The 15,732-nt window shown below is 67.3% G+C and carries 11 protein-coding genes; 2 read left to right on the top strand and 9 right to left on the bottom strand.

The window, feature by feature from the left end:
- Window positions 1–14 precede the first annotated feature (14 nt).
- Both KF707C_RS04660 and KF707C_RS04655 read left to right on the top strand, forming a co-directional pair.
- Window positions 15–989 carry an ABC transporter ATP-binding protein gene (locus KF707C_RS04660; RefSeq protein WP_003452007.1) on the top strand — a complete coding sequence of 325 codons (975 nt, stop codon included), beginning with the start codon at window positions 15–17 and terminating at the stop codon, window positions 987–989.
- On the top strand, window positions 986–1,957 hold the full coding sequence (locus tag KF707C_RS04655) for a peptide ABC transporter ATP-binding protein (RefSeq protein WP_003452010.1): 972 nt from the start codon (window positions 986–988) through the stop codon (window positions 1,955–1,957). The genes KF707C_RS04660 and KF707C_RS04655 overlap by 4 nt, the downstream gene beginning before the upstream one ends.
- 48 nt (window positions 1,958–2,005) lie before the next feature.
- On the opposite strand, the gene KF707C_RS04650 is transcribed toward KF707C_RS04655, so the two are convergent.
- The 9 genes from KF707C_RS04650 to KF707C_RS04610 form a co-directional block, all read right to left on the bottom strand.
- Window positions 2,006–2,932 (bottom strand): 5-oxoprolinase subunit C family protein, encoded by a 927-nt coding sequence (locus KF707C_RS04650; protein WP_003452012.1) that lies wholly within the window; start codon window positions 2,930–2,932, stop codon window positions 2,006–2,008.
- Window positions 2,929–3,606 carry a 5-oxoprolinase subunit PxpB gene (pxpB, locus tag KF707C_RS04645; protein WP_003452015.1) on the bottom strand — a complete coding sequence of 226 codons (678 nt, stop codon included), beginning with the start codon at window positions 3,604–3,606 and terminating at the stop codon, window positions 2,929–2,931. The genes KF707C_RS04650 and pxpB overlap by 4 nt, the downstream gene beginning before the upstream one ends.
- Window positions 3,603–4,349 carry a 5-oxoprolinase subunit PxpA gene (locus tag KF707C_RS04640; protein WP_036992787.1) on the bottom strand — a complete coding sequence of 249 codons (747 nt, stop codon included), beginning with the start codon at window positions 4,347–4,349 and terminating at the stop codon, window positions 3,603–3,605. Before KF707C_RS04640 ends, pxpB begins: the two co-directional genes overlap by 4 nt.
- Window positions 4,350–4,683: 334 nt before the next feature.
- Window positions 4,684–7,245 carry a PepSY domain-containing protein gene (locus KF707C_RS04635; RefSeq protein WP_003452019.1) on the bottom strand — a complete coding sequence of 854 codons (2,562 nt, stop codon included), beginning with the start codon at window positions 7,243–7,245 and terminating at the stop codon, window positions 4,684–4,686.
- 182 nt (window positions 7,246–7,427) lie between these two features.
- On the bottom strand, window positions 7,428–9,617 hold the full coding sequence (locus tag KF707C_RS04630; RefSeq protein ID WP_003452021.1) for a TonB-dependent receptor: 2,190 nt from the start codon (window positions 9,615–9,617) through the stop codon (window positions 7,428–7,430).
- Window positions 9,618–9,868: 251 nt separating this feature from the next.
- The gene (locus tag KF707C_RS04625; protein WP_003452025.1) at window positions 9,869–10,978 is read right to left on the bottom strand and encodes an alpha-hydroxy acid oxidase; all 1,110 of its coding nucleotides are present in this window, start codon (window positions 10,976–10,978) and stop codon (window positions 9,869–9,871) included.
- 11 nt (window positions 10,979–10,989) lie between these two features.
- Window positions 10,990–11,670: a Fe2+-dependent dioxygenase gene (locus KF707C_RS04620; protein ID WP_003452027.1), complete on the bottom strand. Its 681-nt coding sequence runs from the start codon at window positions 11,668–11,670 to the stop codon at window positions 10,990–10,992.
- A 126-nt stretch (window positions 11,671–11,796) separates the two neighbouring features.
- Window positions 11,797–14,058 carry a TonB-dependent receptor gene (locus KF707C_RS04615; protein WP_003452029.1) on the bottom strand — a complete coding sequence of 754 codons (2,262 nt, stop codon included), beginning with the start codon at window positions 14,056–14,058 and terminating at the stop codon, window positions 11,797–11,799.
- Window positions 14,059–14,221: 163 nt separating this feature from the next.
- Window positions 14,222–15,385 carry a type III PLP-dependent enzyme gene (locus KF707C_RS04610; RefSeq protein ID WP_003452030.1) on the bottom strand — a complete coding sequence of 388 codons (1,164 nt, stop codon included), beginning with the start codon at window positions 15,383–15,385 and terminating at the stop codon, window positions 14,222–14,224.
- Window positions 15,386–15,732: the final 347 nt, after the last annotated feature.

Below are 15,732 nucleotides of genomic sequence, written 5' to 3'. Positions count from 1 at the left end.
CTGGAGACCTCCGCATGAGCCTCCTCGAAATCAGGAACCTCTCCGTGCGCTTCGGCGACGCCGATGCCGTCCCGGTGGTGGACGGCCTCGACCTCAACGTGGACAAGGGCGAAGTGCTCGCCATTGTCGGCGAGTCCGGCTCCGGCAAGTCGGTGACCATGATGGCCCTGATGGGCCTGATCGACCCGCCGGGACGCATCAGCGCCGACAGCCTGCGCTTCGATGGCCACGACATGCTCACCCTCAAGGGCCGCCAGCGCCGGCACATCGTCGGCAAGGACCTGGCCATGGTCTTCCAGGACCCGATGACCGCCCTCAACCCCAGCTACACCGTGGGTTTCCAGATCGAGGAAGTGCTGCGCCAGCACCTGGGCCTCAAGGGCCGGGCCGCCCGCCAGCGCGCCCTGGAACTGCTGGAGCGGGTGGAGATCCCCGGCGCCGCCAGTCGCCTTGACGCCTACCCCCACCAACTCTCCGGGGGCATGAGCCAGCGGGTCGCCATCGCCATGGCCATCGCTGCCGAACCCAAGCTGCTGATCGCCGACGAACCCACCACCGCCCTGGACGTGACCATCCAGGCGCAGATCATGGACCTGCTGCTGGACCTGCAGCGGGACCAGGGCATGGGCCTGGTGCTGATCACCCACGACCTGGCCGTGGTCGCCGAAACCGCCAACCGCGTCTGCGTGATGTATGCCGGGCAGGCGGTGGAGATCGGCCAGGTGCCACGACTGTTCAACGCCCCGACCCACCCCTATACCGAAGCCCTGCTCAAGGCCATCCCCGAGCACAGCCTGGGCGCGCGGCGACTGTCCACCCTGCCGGGCATCGTTCCCGGCCGCTACGACCGGCCCCAGGGCTGCCTGCTTTCACCGCGCTGCCCCTACGTCCAGTCGAACTGCGTCGCCCAGCGCCCGCGCCTGGACACCCATGCCCACGGCGCCGTGCGCTGCTTCTACCCCCTTAACCTGATCGAGGTGGCGCGATGAGTGCCGTACTGACCGCCCGAGACCTGCACCGCCACTACGAAGTCTCCCGTGGCCTGTTCAAGCCCAGCGCCCTGGTCCGCGCCCTCAATGGCGTGTCCTTCGAGCTCGAGGCCGGCCGCACCCTGGCCGTGGTCGGCGAATCCGGCTGCGGCAAATCCACCCTGGCCCGCGCCCTGACCCTGATCGAGGAGCCCTCCTCCGGTTCCCTGCAGATCGCCGGGCGCGAGGTGGCCGGCGCCAGCAAGGATGAACGCAAGCAGCTGCGCCGCGATGTGCAGATGGTCTTCCAGAACCCCTACGCCTCCCTCAACCCACGGCAGAAGGTGGGCGACCAGTTGGCCGAGCCGCTGCTGATCAACACCGGCCTGTCCCGCAGCGAGCGCCGCGAACGGGTGCAGGCGATGATGCAGCAGGTGGGCCTGCGCCCCGAGCACTACCAGCGCTACCCGCACATGTTCTCCGGCGGCCAGCGCCAGCGCATCGCCCTGGCCCGGGCCATGATGCTCACCCCCAAGGTGCTGGTGGCGGACGAACCCACCTCGGCCCTGGACGTGTCGATCCAGGCCCAGGTGCTGAACCTCTTCATGGACCTGCAGGAGCGCTACGACACCGGCTACGTGTTCATCTCCCACAACCTGGCCGTGGTGCGCCACGTGGCCAACGATGTGCTGGTGATGTACCTCGGCCGGCCAGTGGAAATGGGGCCCGGCGAACGCATCTACGAGCGTCCGCTGCACCCCTATACCCGCGCCTTGCTCTCGGCCACGCCGGCGATTCACCCGGATCCGGCCAGGCCCAAGATCAAGATCGCCGGCGAGCTGCCCAACCCCCTGGACCCGCCCAGCGGTTGCGCCTTCCACAAGCGCTGCCCCTACGCCACCGAACGCTGCCGCGTGGACGTACCGGAGCTGCGCCTGCTGGACGCCCGCCAGGTGGCCTGCCACAACGTCGAGACCATCAGCGACTAGTTCGCCACAGGCTGGAGATCCCCGGCCGGGTGAAATCCGGGCTACCGACTAGGCCCGGCCGTCGAAGAAACGATAGAAGGCCCGCAATTCGTCCTGGGCGTCCTCCAGGCTCATGACGGTGAAGCGCAGCCACTGATTCGCCGGGCACTGGGCCAGGCGTCCCAGGTCCAGCGGATGCACCCAGCCGAGTACGGGATAGCCACCCATGGTCTGGCGGTCGGCCATGAGGATGATGGGCTGGCCGTCCGGCGGCACCTGGATGGCGCCGCCGACCACGCCCTGCGACCACTGTCGCCTGGGCGCCGCGATGGGCGGGCCCTGCAGTCGCGCGCCCATGCGGTCGGAAACTGGACTCAACTGCCAGGCCCGCTCGAAGAACGCTCGGGCCTCGGCCTCCTCGAACGCGGCGGCATCGCCGCCGATCACCACCCGCAGCACCTGCGCCGCGCGGTAGTCCGGCTGCCAGGGCCAGGGCACGCTGGCGCCCCAGGGGAAGTCCCCGGCCTCGCCCGCCAGCAGGTCGCCCGCACCGATGCGTGCGCCGCTTCCGTCCAGGCCGCCCAGGCACTCGCGCATCTGGCAGGCCACGCTACCCAGCACCGGCTCGGCCCGGATACCGCCCACCAGCGCCAGGTACCCGCGCTGTCCGCTGCGGGCGAATCCGATCCGCAAGCGCTGCCCGGCCTCCAGGCGAAAGCGCGACCCGTTCAGCCGTGGCGAGCCGTCCACGCTGAGTGGCATCTCGGCACCGGTGAAGGCCACCCAAAGCGCCGACCGGGCCTCCAGTTCGACATCGCCCAAGGCGATCTCCAGTACCGCGCACCCACGGGGATTGCCCAGCAGGCGATTGGCCCAGGCGGCCGCCAGCGGATCCATGGGACCGGCCGGGGACACGCCCAGGTGCTGCCAGCCGTACCGCCCGGCGTCCTGCAACAGGGACAGCGGACCTGGCCGGATCACCTCGAGCAGGCTCACGTCTCGCCCCCTTCCGCGCGAAAAGCGGCCTCGTCGATGGGCTGGAAACGGACCCGGTCGCCCAAGGCCATCAGGCTGGGGGATTCGCGATGGGCGTCGAACAGTGTCCAGGGACAGCGTCCCAGCAGATGCCAGCCGCCGGGCGAGGCCTGTGGATAAATCGCCGTCTGCCGCTCGGCGATCGCCAGGCTGCCGGCCGGGACATGAACCCGGGGACTGGAGCGCCGAGGGAGTGCCAGGCGGGGATCGAGCCCGCCCAGGTAGGCGAACCCCGGGGAAAAGCCGATGGCGCCCACCCGGTACTCGACGCTGCAATGCAGGTCCACCACCGCCTCCACGGAGATGCCGCAGGCGTCGGCGACCCAGGGCAGGTCCTCGCCGCAGTACCAGACGGGGATCCGGTGCAGCCGGCCAGCACCGGCGGCCACCGGTTCCACCAGCCACGCCTCCAGGAGCGGCTCGATCAGCCGGGCCAGCGCCTGGTGATCGGTCCGCATCAGGTCGTAGTGCAGCAGCAAGGTGGTCCAGCCCGGCACCAGGTCCCGCAGCAAAGGCCCGCAGTGAGCCCTCAGGCGCTCGGCCAACTGGGCGATGCGCAGCGGCAGCCGGTCGTCCGGTGCTTCGGCCAGCACCAGCAGCAGGGCCTCGGCACCGGCGGGCTCGATTCGGATCATAGGGTGTCCAGCTTGCCCCTCAAGCGGCGCAGCACCGCCAGGGATTCCGGGTTGTCGCCATGCACGCAGAGGCTGTCCGCCGACAACCGCAACGGCTTGCCGTCGATGTCGGGGAAGGGTTCGCCGGTGGCGATGGCCAGGGCCTGATCGAGGATGCGCTGCGGATCCTGGTGCACCGCGCCGGGCAGGCGACGGGGCGCCAACTGGCCATCGGACAGGTAGGCGCGGTCGGCGAAGGCCTCGAACATCAGCGGCACATCGGCCGCGTCCGCCAGTTCCAGCTCGCGACTGTTGTCGGCCAGCGCCAGCACCATCAGCGGCAACCCCTTGCGGTAGCTGGCGCAGGCATCCAGCACCGCCGCCAGCAGCGCATCGTCACGGACCAGGTCGTTGTAGAGCGCGCCATGGGGCTTCACATAGGCCACCTGGGTCCCCAGCGACCGGCAGAAGGCCTCCAGGGCGCCGATCTGATAGAGCACCTGGGCACGCACCTCCTCCGGCGAACAGGCCAGGTGACGCCGACCGAAACCGGCCAGGTCGGGGTAGGCGGGATGGGCGCCGATGCGCACGTCGTTGCGCACCGCCAGCATCACCGTGCGCTGCATGGTGAGGGGGTCGCCCGCATGGAAGCCACAGGCGAGGTTGGCCTGGTCCACCAGCGGCATGGCGTGCTCGTCATCGCCCATGCGCCAGGCACCGAAGCTTTCGCCCATGTCGCAGTTGAGTAGGATTCGTCTGTTCATGGAGCGGATTATGGCTCTCCATCCCCGCCTGAGCGAGTTTCGCGGGCAAGCCCGTTCCTACCGGGCGACGCCGGGCCTGCCGTCGTAGGAGCCGGCTCGCCGGCGAACGGCACCGAACGCTTCGCGGGCAAGCCCGCTCCCACGGGAACACCGCGCAAGGTCCCACATCGTAGGAGCCGGCTCGCCGGCGAACGGCACGGAACGCTTCGCGGGCAAGCCCGCTCCCACGGGAGCACCGTGCAAGATCCCACATCGTAGGAGCCGGCTCGCCGGCGAACGGCGCCGGGGTCTTCGCGAGCAAGCTCGCTCCTACAGGGACGCGGTGCGGGGCGCGTCAGTAGACGTCGCGGCGGTAGCGGCCCTCGTCGCCCAGCTGCTCTACGGCGTCGTCGCCGAGGAGGTCCCGCAGCACGCGGTCCACCCCTTCGGCCATGCCTTGCAGGCTGCCGCAGACATGGATCACCGCGCCCTGGTCCAGCCAGTCGCGCAGTTCGGCGGCGGCCTCGCGCAGGCGGTCCTGCACATAGACCTTCCCGGCCTGATCGCGGGAGAAGGCCAGGTCCAGCCGCTGCAGTTCGCCCCGGGCCAGCCAGCCCTGGAGTTCATCGCGGCAATAGAAGTCGTGGGTCTGGTTGCGCTCGCCGAACAGCAGCCAGTTGCGGGTGCGGCCATCGGCGATGGCGGCCTTGAGCAGGCTGCGCAGGCCGGCAAGGCCGGTGCCGTTGCCGATGAGGATCAGCGGACGGTCGTCCTCGACGAGGTGGAAACGGCTGTTGCGGCGCAGGCGCAGGGGAACCGGGGCACCCAGCGGCAGGTAGTGGGTCAGCCAGCCGGAAGCGATGCCCAGGCGGCCGTCGGGACGCCGCTCCTGGCGCACGATCAGCTCCAGGACTCCGTCACTGGCCAGGGAGGCGATCGAATACTCCCGCGCCGCCAGGGGAATCAGGGCCTGGATCAGGGCCTGGGGCTGCAGCCCCACCAGGTGTTCGAAGCTGTCGGGAATCTGTCGACCGGCCAGGGCCTGGCGCAAGGGCTGGCGCACGCCGTCCAGCTCCACCGGCGCCTCACCGTCGAGGTGATGCCGGGCCAGCCAGGCGTCGATCACCGGCTCCGCCTGACGCGGCAGGATCTCCACCAGGTCGCCGGCTTTCCAGTCCGCCTGGCCGTGCGCCGGGGCGCGCAAGCGCAGCATCCAGGTGGACTCACCCTGGCTGCCGGGGTTCAGGTGCTCGCGGCCCTCCAGGGTCCAGCTGTCGAAAACCGGGCCGTTCCAGGGCGTCAGCACGCCGCTGCCAGAGAGCTGGGCCAACCGCTGCTGCCAGTGCTGGAGCGCCTGCTGGTCGGCGTTGTCCACCTCCACCGGGTCGAACAGGGCCTTGGCGCCCTGCCCTTGCAGCCAGGCTTGCAGGCGCCGGCCAAAGCCACAGAACTGCTCGTACTGGCGATCCCCCAGGGCCAGCACGGCGTAGCTCAAGCCGGCCAGTTGCGAGGCCTGTCCGAGCACCTTGCGCTCGAAACCACGGGCATTGTCCGGGGCCTCGCCATCACCGAAGGTGCTGACCACGAACAGGGCGTTGCGCGTCTCGGCCAGGGCCGCGCCATCCAGGCGCGCGAGCGGCTCGACACGCACTGGCATGCCGGCGGCCTGCAACTGACCGGCGCTCTGCCAGGCCAGCTGTTCCGCGAGGCCGCTCTGGCTGGCGAAACCGATCAGCCAGGACTCCTTGCCACCGCTGGGCCCGAGGTCGCCACGGGCGGCCTTCGCCGCGCGCTTCTTGCGGCGGCGGTCGAGGTAGAGCAGCCAGCCGGTGATGAAGAACAAGGGCATGGCGAGACTGGCCAGCATCATCAGGATGCGGCCGGTCAGCCCGAAGTATTCGCCCACGTGCAGCGCGTAGACGCTGGCCAGCAACTGCGCCTTGAAACTCTTCTCGGTGTAGCGCTCGCTGCGAGCCACCTTGCCAGTGGCGGGGTCGAGCGTGATCCGGTTGAGAGCGCGGGGATGCGCCGCATCCTCCAGCAGGTAGAACACCTGGGCGGGCTGGCCACCGGCCGGAGGCAGGCGCAGGTTGTAGGCGCTCAGGGTCGGGCCGGCGGTCTCGCGGATGCTTTTCCACAGCGCGTCATAGTCCACCACCAGCGGCGGGCCGGACGGGGCCTGCATGCCGGGGCGAGCGCGACCCTCGCCACGGCGTTCGCCGGGCTTGCCCTGCTGGCCGGCCGGGGCATCGGAGAGCAGGCGATTGAGCCCCTCGCGGTACCAGTCGTAGGACCAGAACAGGCCGGTCAGCGCCGCCAGGAGGTAGAACGCCAGGCACCAGGTGCCGGCCACCGCGTGCAGGTCCCAGTTGAAGCTGCGGCCCTTGCGCGACCAGTCCAGGGTCAGCCAGGCCCGCCAGTTGCCGGCCTTGCGCGGCCAGCGCAAATAGAGGCCGGACAGGCAGAAGAAAATCAGGATCAGTGTGCAGGCGGCGGTGATCTGCTTGCCGAACTCGCCCATGGCGAGGAAGCGGTGCAGTTGCAGCATCAGGCCGAAAAATTGCTGCCCAGTGGGGTGGCCGAGGAGCTCACCGGTGTAGGGATCGAACCAGCGCATCGGGCCACGGCGCTCACCGGGCGGCGGGGTGAAGAAGACCCGGGCGGCATGGTCGCCGCCGGTCTCCACCCAGAGGCCGGACACCGTCTTGCCTTCGGCGGCCTCGATCCGGCGCACCAGTTCGGCAGGCGGCAGCACGCCCTGCTCGCGCACCTCGACCTTGAGGGTCTCGGGGTTGAGCGCGCGGAGGATCTCGTCCTGGAAGCTGTAGGCGGCCCCGGTGATGCCCATCAGGGCGAGTACCAGCCCCGCACTGATGCCGAACAGCCAGTGCAGCTGGAACAGGATCTTCTTGAACACGTGATATCCCTCGGGAACACGCCGGGCGGCGTGTCGTATCGCTTGGTCGCGGTCGGCCCCATGCCTGACCGGGACGCGATTCTATTTGAGAACGGGATGCGTTAAATCAGGAAATCGATGTTTTACCGAATATTTACAGCGTCGCCGTGGGCCCCGGGAGGCGGGGACCCACGGCGCCTTCATCAGAAGGAGTAGGTGGCGGAAAGGATCGCCGAGCGGGCGTCGCCGTATTCGATGGCGGAGGAGCGGGCGGTGGTGCCGATGTTCTGGCGCACGCGCTCCACGTAGTCCTCGTCGAACAGGTTGTTCACGTTCAGCTGCAGGTCGAGGTTGTCGCTGACCTTGTAGCCGACCATGGCGTTGTGCAGCCAGTAGTCATCCAGCTTGGCCTGGGTGCTGGAGCTGACGTTGCGCTCGCTCACATAGCGGGCGCCATAGCCCAGGGTCCAGCCTTGCGGCAGCTCGTAGGTGGTCCAGAGGTTGAAGGAGTGCGGCGGGGTGTTGCCCAGGGCCTGGCCTTCACGCGCCGGATCGATCTCGGACTTGAGGGTCTCGCTGTCGAGGAAGGTGTAGTTGGCGTAGACGTTCCAGCGGTCGGTGACCTTGCCGGTAGCCCCCAGCTCCACGCCCTGGACGCGCTGCTCGCCCGCCAGGATGTAGCTTCCATCGGCCAGTTGCTCGCGGGCATCGGTCTTCTCGACGCGGAACACCGCGCCGTCCAGCATCAGGCGACCGCCCAGGAATTCCCACTTGGTGCCCAGTTCCCAGGTTTCGTTCTTCTCGGGATCGAGGTTCTGGGTGTTGCCGTTCAGACCACCGCCATTGGAGGCGACGTTCTCCGCCGAGGGGTTGAAGGACGTCCCCCAGGCCACATAGATGCGGCCGTTATCGGTGGGTTTGTAGACCAGGCCGGCGCGGCTGCTCAGCTCTTCATCCTTGGAGGTGAAGCGACCGGTGCGCACCTGGGTGGCGGAGAAGGTTTCGCTTTCCGCGTCGAACCAGTCGTAACGCAGGCCCAGGTTCAGGTCCCATTGCTCGTTCAGGGCGATGGTGTCGAAGACGTACAGCGCCTTGTTGTCCAGCTGGTTCTCGGTGTACCCGGTGATGGTCTTGTTAATCGGACCGTTCCACTGCCCCGGCGGGTTGGCCAAGTCGTAGCCGTCGGCCGGATAGAGGGCGTTGCCCAGGCCGTGGTTGTAGGTCTTGAGGTCCAAGTTCTCGCGGGACAGTTCGACGCCGGTGACCAGCTCATGGCCGAGGCCCGCCGTGTCGAAGCTGGCGCGCAGGTTGGTCTGGTTGATCCACATGTCGGTGGTCACGTCGCGGCCGTAGGCCTGGGGACCGGCCGGACGGTAGTTGCCCGCCGGCACGCCGGTCAGGTTCACGTGGGACGCCGACACCACGGTGTCACGGTCCACGCGGCTGTAGCGGGTCAGGTTCTGCAGGCGCAGGTTGTCGTTGAAATCGTGCTCGAAGTTCGCGGTGAAGGCGTTCTGCTCGATCTCTTCCTTGTCCAGGTTCTTCCAGCCGAAGTAGTCCTCGCGGCTCACGCCGGCGAGCTTCTTGCCGTCCAGGGCCGGTACGCCGTAGTCGGGCAGGTTGTCGTCGGTCTGGTGGAAGGCGCTCAGGGTCAGTCGGGTGGACTCGTTGAAGCCCAGGCGCAGGGAAGGCGCGATGCCCCAGCGTTCGCGATCGATCTGGTCGCGGCCGGGCACGTCGTTCTCGTGGGCCATCAGGTTCAGGCGCAGGGCGCTGTCGGTGCCCAGGCCTTCCAGCGGCTGGTTGGTGTCCAGGGTCAGGCGATGGTAGTTGTCGGTGCCCAGGCCGCCGCCGATGCGGGTGAAGGCGCGGTCCATCGGCTGCTTGCTGATGATGTTGATGCTGCCACCGGTGGTGCCGGCGCCACCGAATACCGAGTTCGGGCCCTTGATGACCTCGACCTGCTCGATGTTGAAGGTGTCGGTGCGGCTGGTCTGGGCGCTGTCGCGCAGGCCGTCGACCTGGATGTTGCTGTTGGCGGAGAAGCCACGGATGTTGATGCTGTCGCCGGAACCGCCACCGCCCTCGCCGGCGTTGAAGGTGATGCCGGAGACGTTGGAGAGCACCTGGCGCAGGCTCAGGGCCTGCTGCTCCTGGATCACTTCCTTGGGTACGACGGTGATGGTCTGCGGAGTGTCCAGCAGCGGCGCGGTGTACTTGGCGGAGGCGGATTCCTCGACCTTGTAGGATTTCTCGGCCTTGCCGTCGACATTGACGCTGCCCAGTTCCAGCGCGCCCTGTTCGGCGAGGGCCAGACCGGCGGTGGAGGCGGTCGCCAGGCCGATGGCCGAGGCCAGCAGCGCGCGTTGCGGCAGATTGCTCTTCTTGCTCATAAGAATCACTCCCCAGTGAATTTGAGGCGCGATTCTATTTGCGAATGTTTATCAGTAAAGATTCTCTTGCTTTCTTTACAAATTCTTTACATTTCTCGGAAAAGTCTGAGAATCATCATCTTCCGAGAAAAGCCTGACAAAAATCGGGAAAAATCCTACAAAAAACACAAATTAATGTAGGAGCCCCCCTTAAGGCACTGATCTGCAGGCGATGACGGATGAGCCTTGCTTCATGATTGGTCGGTCATCCCTCAGCTACTGCCGAGGATCAGCGACGCCTCGATCGCGTCCAGGGTCGGGCACCCGGTCAGCGCCATGGTGACCTCCAGCTCGGTGCGCAACAGGTGCAGCACATGGGCCACGCCCGTGGCCCCCGCAGCGGCCAGTCCGAACACATAGGGCCGGCCGATCATCACGGCGCTGGCGCCCAGGGCGAGCGCCTTGAAGACATCGGAGCCCCGACGAATGCCACCGTCCAGCAGCAGGGGCACCCGGCCCTGCACCGCCCGGGCGATGGCGGGGAGCACGTCCAGCGTGGCCGGCAGGCCGTCCAGGGTCCGCCCGCCGTGGTTGGACACCAGGATGCCGGCGACGCCCCGCTCCACCGCGCGGGAAGCATCACTCGGGTTCATCACCCCCTTCACCAGCACCGGCAGATGGGTGATGGATTGCAGCCATTCCAGGTCCTTCCAGGTGGGCGCATGCTCCAGCAACGGACTGCCGAACAGCGGGCTGCTTCCCGGCTGGGCGATGCTGGGCGGCAGGCCGCGCATGCCCTTGAGGTTGACCGCCTCGACACCGTCCGGCAGCGCGAACCCCGAGCGTTGCTCCCGGTTGCGCAGGCCGTTGACCGGGGCATCCACCGTCACCACCAGGGCGCGGTAACCGGCCGCCTCGGCGCGGCGCACCAGGTCCCGGGTGAAGTCCCGGTCCGGCTGGATATAGAGCTGGAACCACAGCGGCGCCTGAGCCGCCTGGGCGATGGCCTCCAGGCTGACACTGGCCTGGGTGCTGACCACCATGGCGGCGCCCATGGCCGAGGCACCGAGCGCCGTGGCCAGCTCGCCCTCCGGATGGGCGAGCCTCTGGAAGGCCACCGGGGCCAGGAGGATGGGGTAGTCCAGCGCCAGCCCGCAGAGATCGAGTCGCGTGTGGCCGCCGCGCAGGTCTTCCAGGACGCGATTCTGCAGACGGATGCGGCGAAAGGCGGCGAGGTTGTCGGCCAGGGTCGACTCATCGGCGGCGCCACCGACCAGGTAGGCCCAGGCCGACGGCGTCATGCGTTCGCGGGCGAAGGGCTCGTAGTCGGCGACGCAGGCGATCTCGGCGGGAATCTGCTGGAGTTTGGGAAGAGGCGTCATGAGGGTTCCGCTCAGGTGTTCGACCAGTGCCGCAACAGGTTGTGGTAGACGCCGGTCAGGCGCACCAGGGCGGGATTGTCGGGAACCGACTCGCCCAGTTGCTGGATCGCGCTGTCCAGTTCCAGCAGCAGCGACCGCTGGCTGTCCTCCCGCACCAGGCTCTGGATCCAGAAGAAGGCGGCCATCCGCGCGCCACGGGTGACAGGTTCCACCCGGTGCAGGCTGCTGCCCGGGTAGAGCACCAGGTGGCCGGCGGGCAGCTTCACACGGTGGCTGCCATAGGTGTCCTCCACCACCAGTTCTCCCCCGTCGTAGTCGTCGGGGTCGCAGAAGAACAGGGTGGCGGACAGGTCGCTGCGGACCCGATGGGTCGTGCCCGGCACGCTGAAGATCGCATTGTCGATGTGATCGCCGTAGGTGCCCCCGCCGCTGTAGCGGTTGAAGCGCGGCGGCAGCACCTTGAGCGGGAGCGCGGCGGCGATGAACTGCGGGTGGTTGCCCAGGCGCTGGACGATGAAGTCGCCGATCTGCTGCGCCAGCGGGTCGTCCTGGGCCAGTTGCTGGTTGTCCTTGGCACGCACCGCCATGTGCCCGGCCGTTCCCCGGCCATCCAGCCAGTTCGCCCGTTCCAGGGCCTCGCGGCATTGGCGCACTTCATCCGGGGTGAGCACATCAGGGATATGGAACATCACGGCGGGTACCCTCCCGGGCAATAAAGCTGCTGATAAGCGTTCGCAAATGATGGCGACATCTTACGCGCGGCGCACCAGGCAAGGAACCGGGACAGAGTGCCGCGCCCGCAGGCGCGGCCTGGAGCCTCAGAAGGACAGGGTGGCCGTCAGCGTCACCGCGCGGGCGTCGCCGTACTCGATGGCCGAGGATCGTGCCCCGCTGCTGCCGCCGCCCCGGACGGTGCCGAGCTGGGTACGCACGCGTTCCACATACTGGCGATCGAACAGGTTGTCGAGGTTCAACTGCAGATCGAGGCTGTCGCTGGCGCGATAACCGAGCATGGCGCTGTGGACCCAATAGGCGCCCAGCTTGACGCCATCGTCGTTGCTGGTGAGGTTGCGCTGGCTCACGTAGCGGGCGCCGTAGCCCAGTCGCCAGCCGGCGTCGAGGTCATAGGTGCTCCAGAGGTTGAAGGAACGGGGTGGGGTGTTGGCCAGCGCCTGCCCCTTGGCGGAGACGCCGACCCGCTCGTTGACGGCCTTGAGGGTCTCGCTGTCCAGGAAGGTGAAGTTGCTGAAAACCTTCCAGCGCTCGCTCAGCTCACCCGTGAGGCCCAGCTCCAGGCCCTGCACCCGCTGGTTGCCGGCGAGCACGGTGGTGCCGTCGGTGAGCTGGGTCCGGGCGTTGAGCTTCTCGACGCGGAACAGCGCCGCGTCCAGCTGCAGGCGCCGCTCCAGCAGCTCCCATTTGGTGCCCAGCTCCCGGCTGCGGTTCTTCTCCGGGTCGAGATCCTCGGTCGCCGCGCTCAGCCCGGCGCCCGAGGTGGCGAGGTTCTCGGCGCTGGGGTTGAAGGAGTTGCCGTAGGCCAGGTAGAAGCGGCCGTTCTCCACCGGTTTGTAGACCAGCCCGGCCCGACCGCTCAGACGCTCGTCGCTGGAGGCGTTGTCGGTCGCCACCCAGTCCCCCTTGCTCAGGCTGCTGTTCCGGGCGACGCCGTCCAGCCAGTCGTAGCGCAGGCCCAGGCTGAGGTCCCACTGCGGGCTCAGGGCGAGGGTGTCGAAGGCATACAGGGCCCGGTCGTAGAGACGCGTGGAGAGGTAACCGGAGTCGGCCTTCCGGGTCGGACCGCTCCAGTGACCGGGCGGCGAGGCCAGGGGATAACCTTCGTCCGGGAACGTCAGGCCGTAGCTGTAGGTGGTGCGGTGGTAGGTCTCGCGGGAGAACTCGGCGCCGGTCACCAGGGTATGGCCGATACCCAGGGTGTCGAACTCGGCCGTGAGGTTGGTCTGGTTGATCCACATGCGGCTGGTGACGTCCCGGCCGTAGGCCTGGGGACCGGCGGGCAGGTACTGCCCCGGCGCCAGCACGGGGCCGGGCGCACCGCCACCCCGGCGTCGATCGAGGTTGACGTGGGAGGCGGAGATGACGGTGTCGCGGTCCACCTCGCTGTAGCGGGTCAGGTTCTGCAGGGCCAGCTCGTCGCTGAACCGGTGGTCCAGGCGCACCGTGAAGGCGTCGCTGTCGATGCGCTCGCGATCCAGGTTGCGCCAGCCGAAATAGGCGTTGCGCTGCACGCCGGGAAGGCGCTCGCCCCGGAGCGCGGGGACGCCGTAGTCGGGGTCGTTGTCGTCGCGCTGGTGGAAGTAGCTCAGGGTCAGGCTGGAGTCCTCGCCCAGGCCCAGCAACAGCGAAGGCGCCACGCCCCAGCGCTCGCGCTCCAGCCGTTTGCGGCCGGGAATCTCGTCGTCGTGGGCCATGAGGTTGAGGCGGAAGGCGCTGCCGCTGCCCAGTTCCTGCAACGGCTGGTTGCTGTCCAGGGTCAGGCGCCGGTAATGGTCGGTGCCCAGCCCCAGGCCCAGGTGGCTGAAAGACTCGAAACCGGGCTGCTTGCTGATCTGGTTGACGCTGCCACCGGTGGTGCCGGCGCCGCCGAACACCGAGTTGGGCCCCTTGATGACTTCGATCTGCTCGATGTTGAAGGTGTCGGTGCGGTTGTTCTGGGCGCTGTCGCGCAGGCCGTCGATCTGCAGGTTGGCGTTGGCGGAGAACCCCCTGATGTTGATGCTGTCACCCGACCCGCCACCGCCCTCGCCGGCGTTGAAGGTGATACCGGACAGGTTGGTCAGCACCTGGCGCAGACTCAGCGCCTGCTGGTCTCGCATGACCTGCGCGGGTACTACGGTGATGGTCTGGGGCGTATCCAGCAGCGGTACCGCGTTCTTCGCCGACGCCGAGCGCTCCGTGCGGTAGTCATCGGCCCGGCGGTCCTGGATACGCAGCTCTTCCAGTTCCAGCCCGTCGCCCGGCCGGGGACTTTCGACGGCGCCAGCCTGGGTGATCGCGAGGCCGATGCCGGCGGCCAGCCAGTGACGGATGCCCGGTTGTGTGCGGGGTGCCAGGTACTTCATGGGGGTTCCTCCCTCGGTGATAAGGGAAAGGAACCTATTTGATAAATACTCTCATTAACATCCGTCCGATTGCGCTTGGGAAATGCCCGCCGCGCAACCGGATTTCGCCTACGGCAGAACGACGAAGCCCGCCAGGAGGCGGGCTTCTCGGGAGCGGCGAATCTTACAGGTAGTAGGACTTCAGCGGCGGGAAGCCATTGAATTCCACGGCGCTGTAGCTGGTGGTGTAGGCGCCGGTGGACAGCCAGTAGAGGCGGTCTTCGGCGGCCAGGTTCAGCGGCAGGCCGTACTTGTAGTGCTCGTACATGATGTCGGCGCTGTCGCAGGTCGGACCGGCGATCACCACTTCCTCCATCTCGCCCTTCTTCTCTACCCAGATCGGGAACTTGATGGACTCGTCCATGGTTTCGATCAGGCCGGAGAACTTGCCCACGTCGGTGTAGACCCAACGCTCGACGGCGGTACGGGACTTGCGCGCCACCAGGACCACTTCGGAGACCAGGATGCCGGCGTTGGCGATCAGGGAGCGGCCCGGCTCGAGGATGATTTCCGGCAGCTCGTCGCCGAAGTCTTCCTTGAGGAAGCGGATGATTTCCTCGGCGTAGGTTTCCAGGCTGTTGGTGCGCTGGATGTAGTTGGCCGGGAAGCCGCCACCCATGTTGATCATCTGCAGGGTGATGCCGTCCTCTTCCTTCAGGCGCTCGAAGATCACCTTGACCTTGGCGATGGCGGCGTCCCAGACGTCGATGTCGCGCTGCTGGCTGCCCACGTGGAAGGACACGCCATAGGGCACCAGGCCCAGTTGCTTGGCGAGGATCAGCAGGTCCAGCGCCATGTCCGGGTTGCAGCCGAACTTGCGCGACAGCGGCCAGTCGGCGGAGGTGGAACCCTCGGTGAGGATGCGCACATAGACCTTGGCGCCCGGAGCGGCCTTGGCGATGTTGCGCAGGTCGGCCTCGGAGTCGGTGGCGAACAGGCGCACGCCCTTCTCGTAGAAGTAGCGGATGTCGCGGGCTTTCTTGATGGTGTTGCCGTAGCTGATGCGCTCCGGGCCGACGCCGGTCTTCATCACCTTGTCCAGCTCGTAGATGGAGGCGATGTCGAAGTTGGAGCCCTTGTCACGCAGCAGCTCGGTGATCTCGGTGGCCGGGTTGGCCTTCACCGCGTAGTAGATCTTGGCGAAGGGGAAGCAGTTGACCAACTGATCGTAGGAGTCGGCGATGGTCTGCTTGTCGATCATCACGAACGGGGTTTCTTGCTTGTCGGCAAATGCCTTCATGCGCTGGAAAGTTTCGGGCGAGAAGTAGTCTTCGACCTTGATCGACATGCGAGGGACTCCATATGGCAAAACAAACGAAAGTTGTCAGGGGTGGCCCTGTCCTTTTATGGACAACGGACCGGAACGTCTGATCAGTTTCCCCACTTTGGTTCGCCTACTTCCCAAGGCATGTCGCCGAGGATCTTCAGTCGTTTCCGACCTCAAACCTCTCGTCGTCAGTACTTGAGCCGGATGGATCGTTGCCAGCATGGACGTTCGGGCGCGAACTTTAGGACCACGAGCCCTTGATAGCAATCAAAAATTGCCGCTGTTTCGCACCCGGTTGTCGCCTGCCTGATTGACTGTTTCTTATCTTCAACAAAACGCCCTGAAATGCTGCACAGATGCGGGTTACA

Source organism: Pseudomonas furukawaii, assembly GCF_002355475.1.
Classification (GTDB): Bacteria; Pseudomonadota; Gammaproteobacteria; order Pseudomonadales; family Pseudomonadaceae; genus Metapseudomonas; species Metapseudomonas furukawaii.
This window is presented reverse-complemented; position numbering and strand designations above follow the sequence as displayed.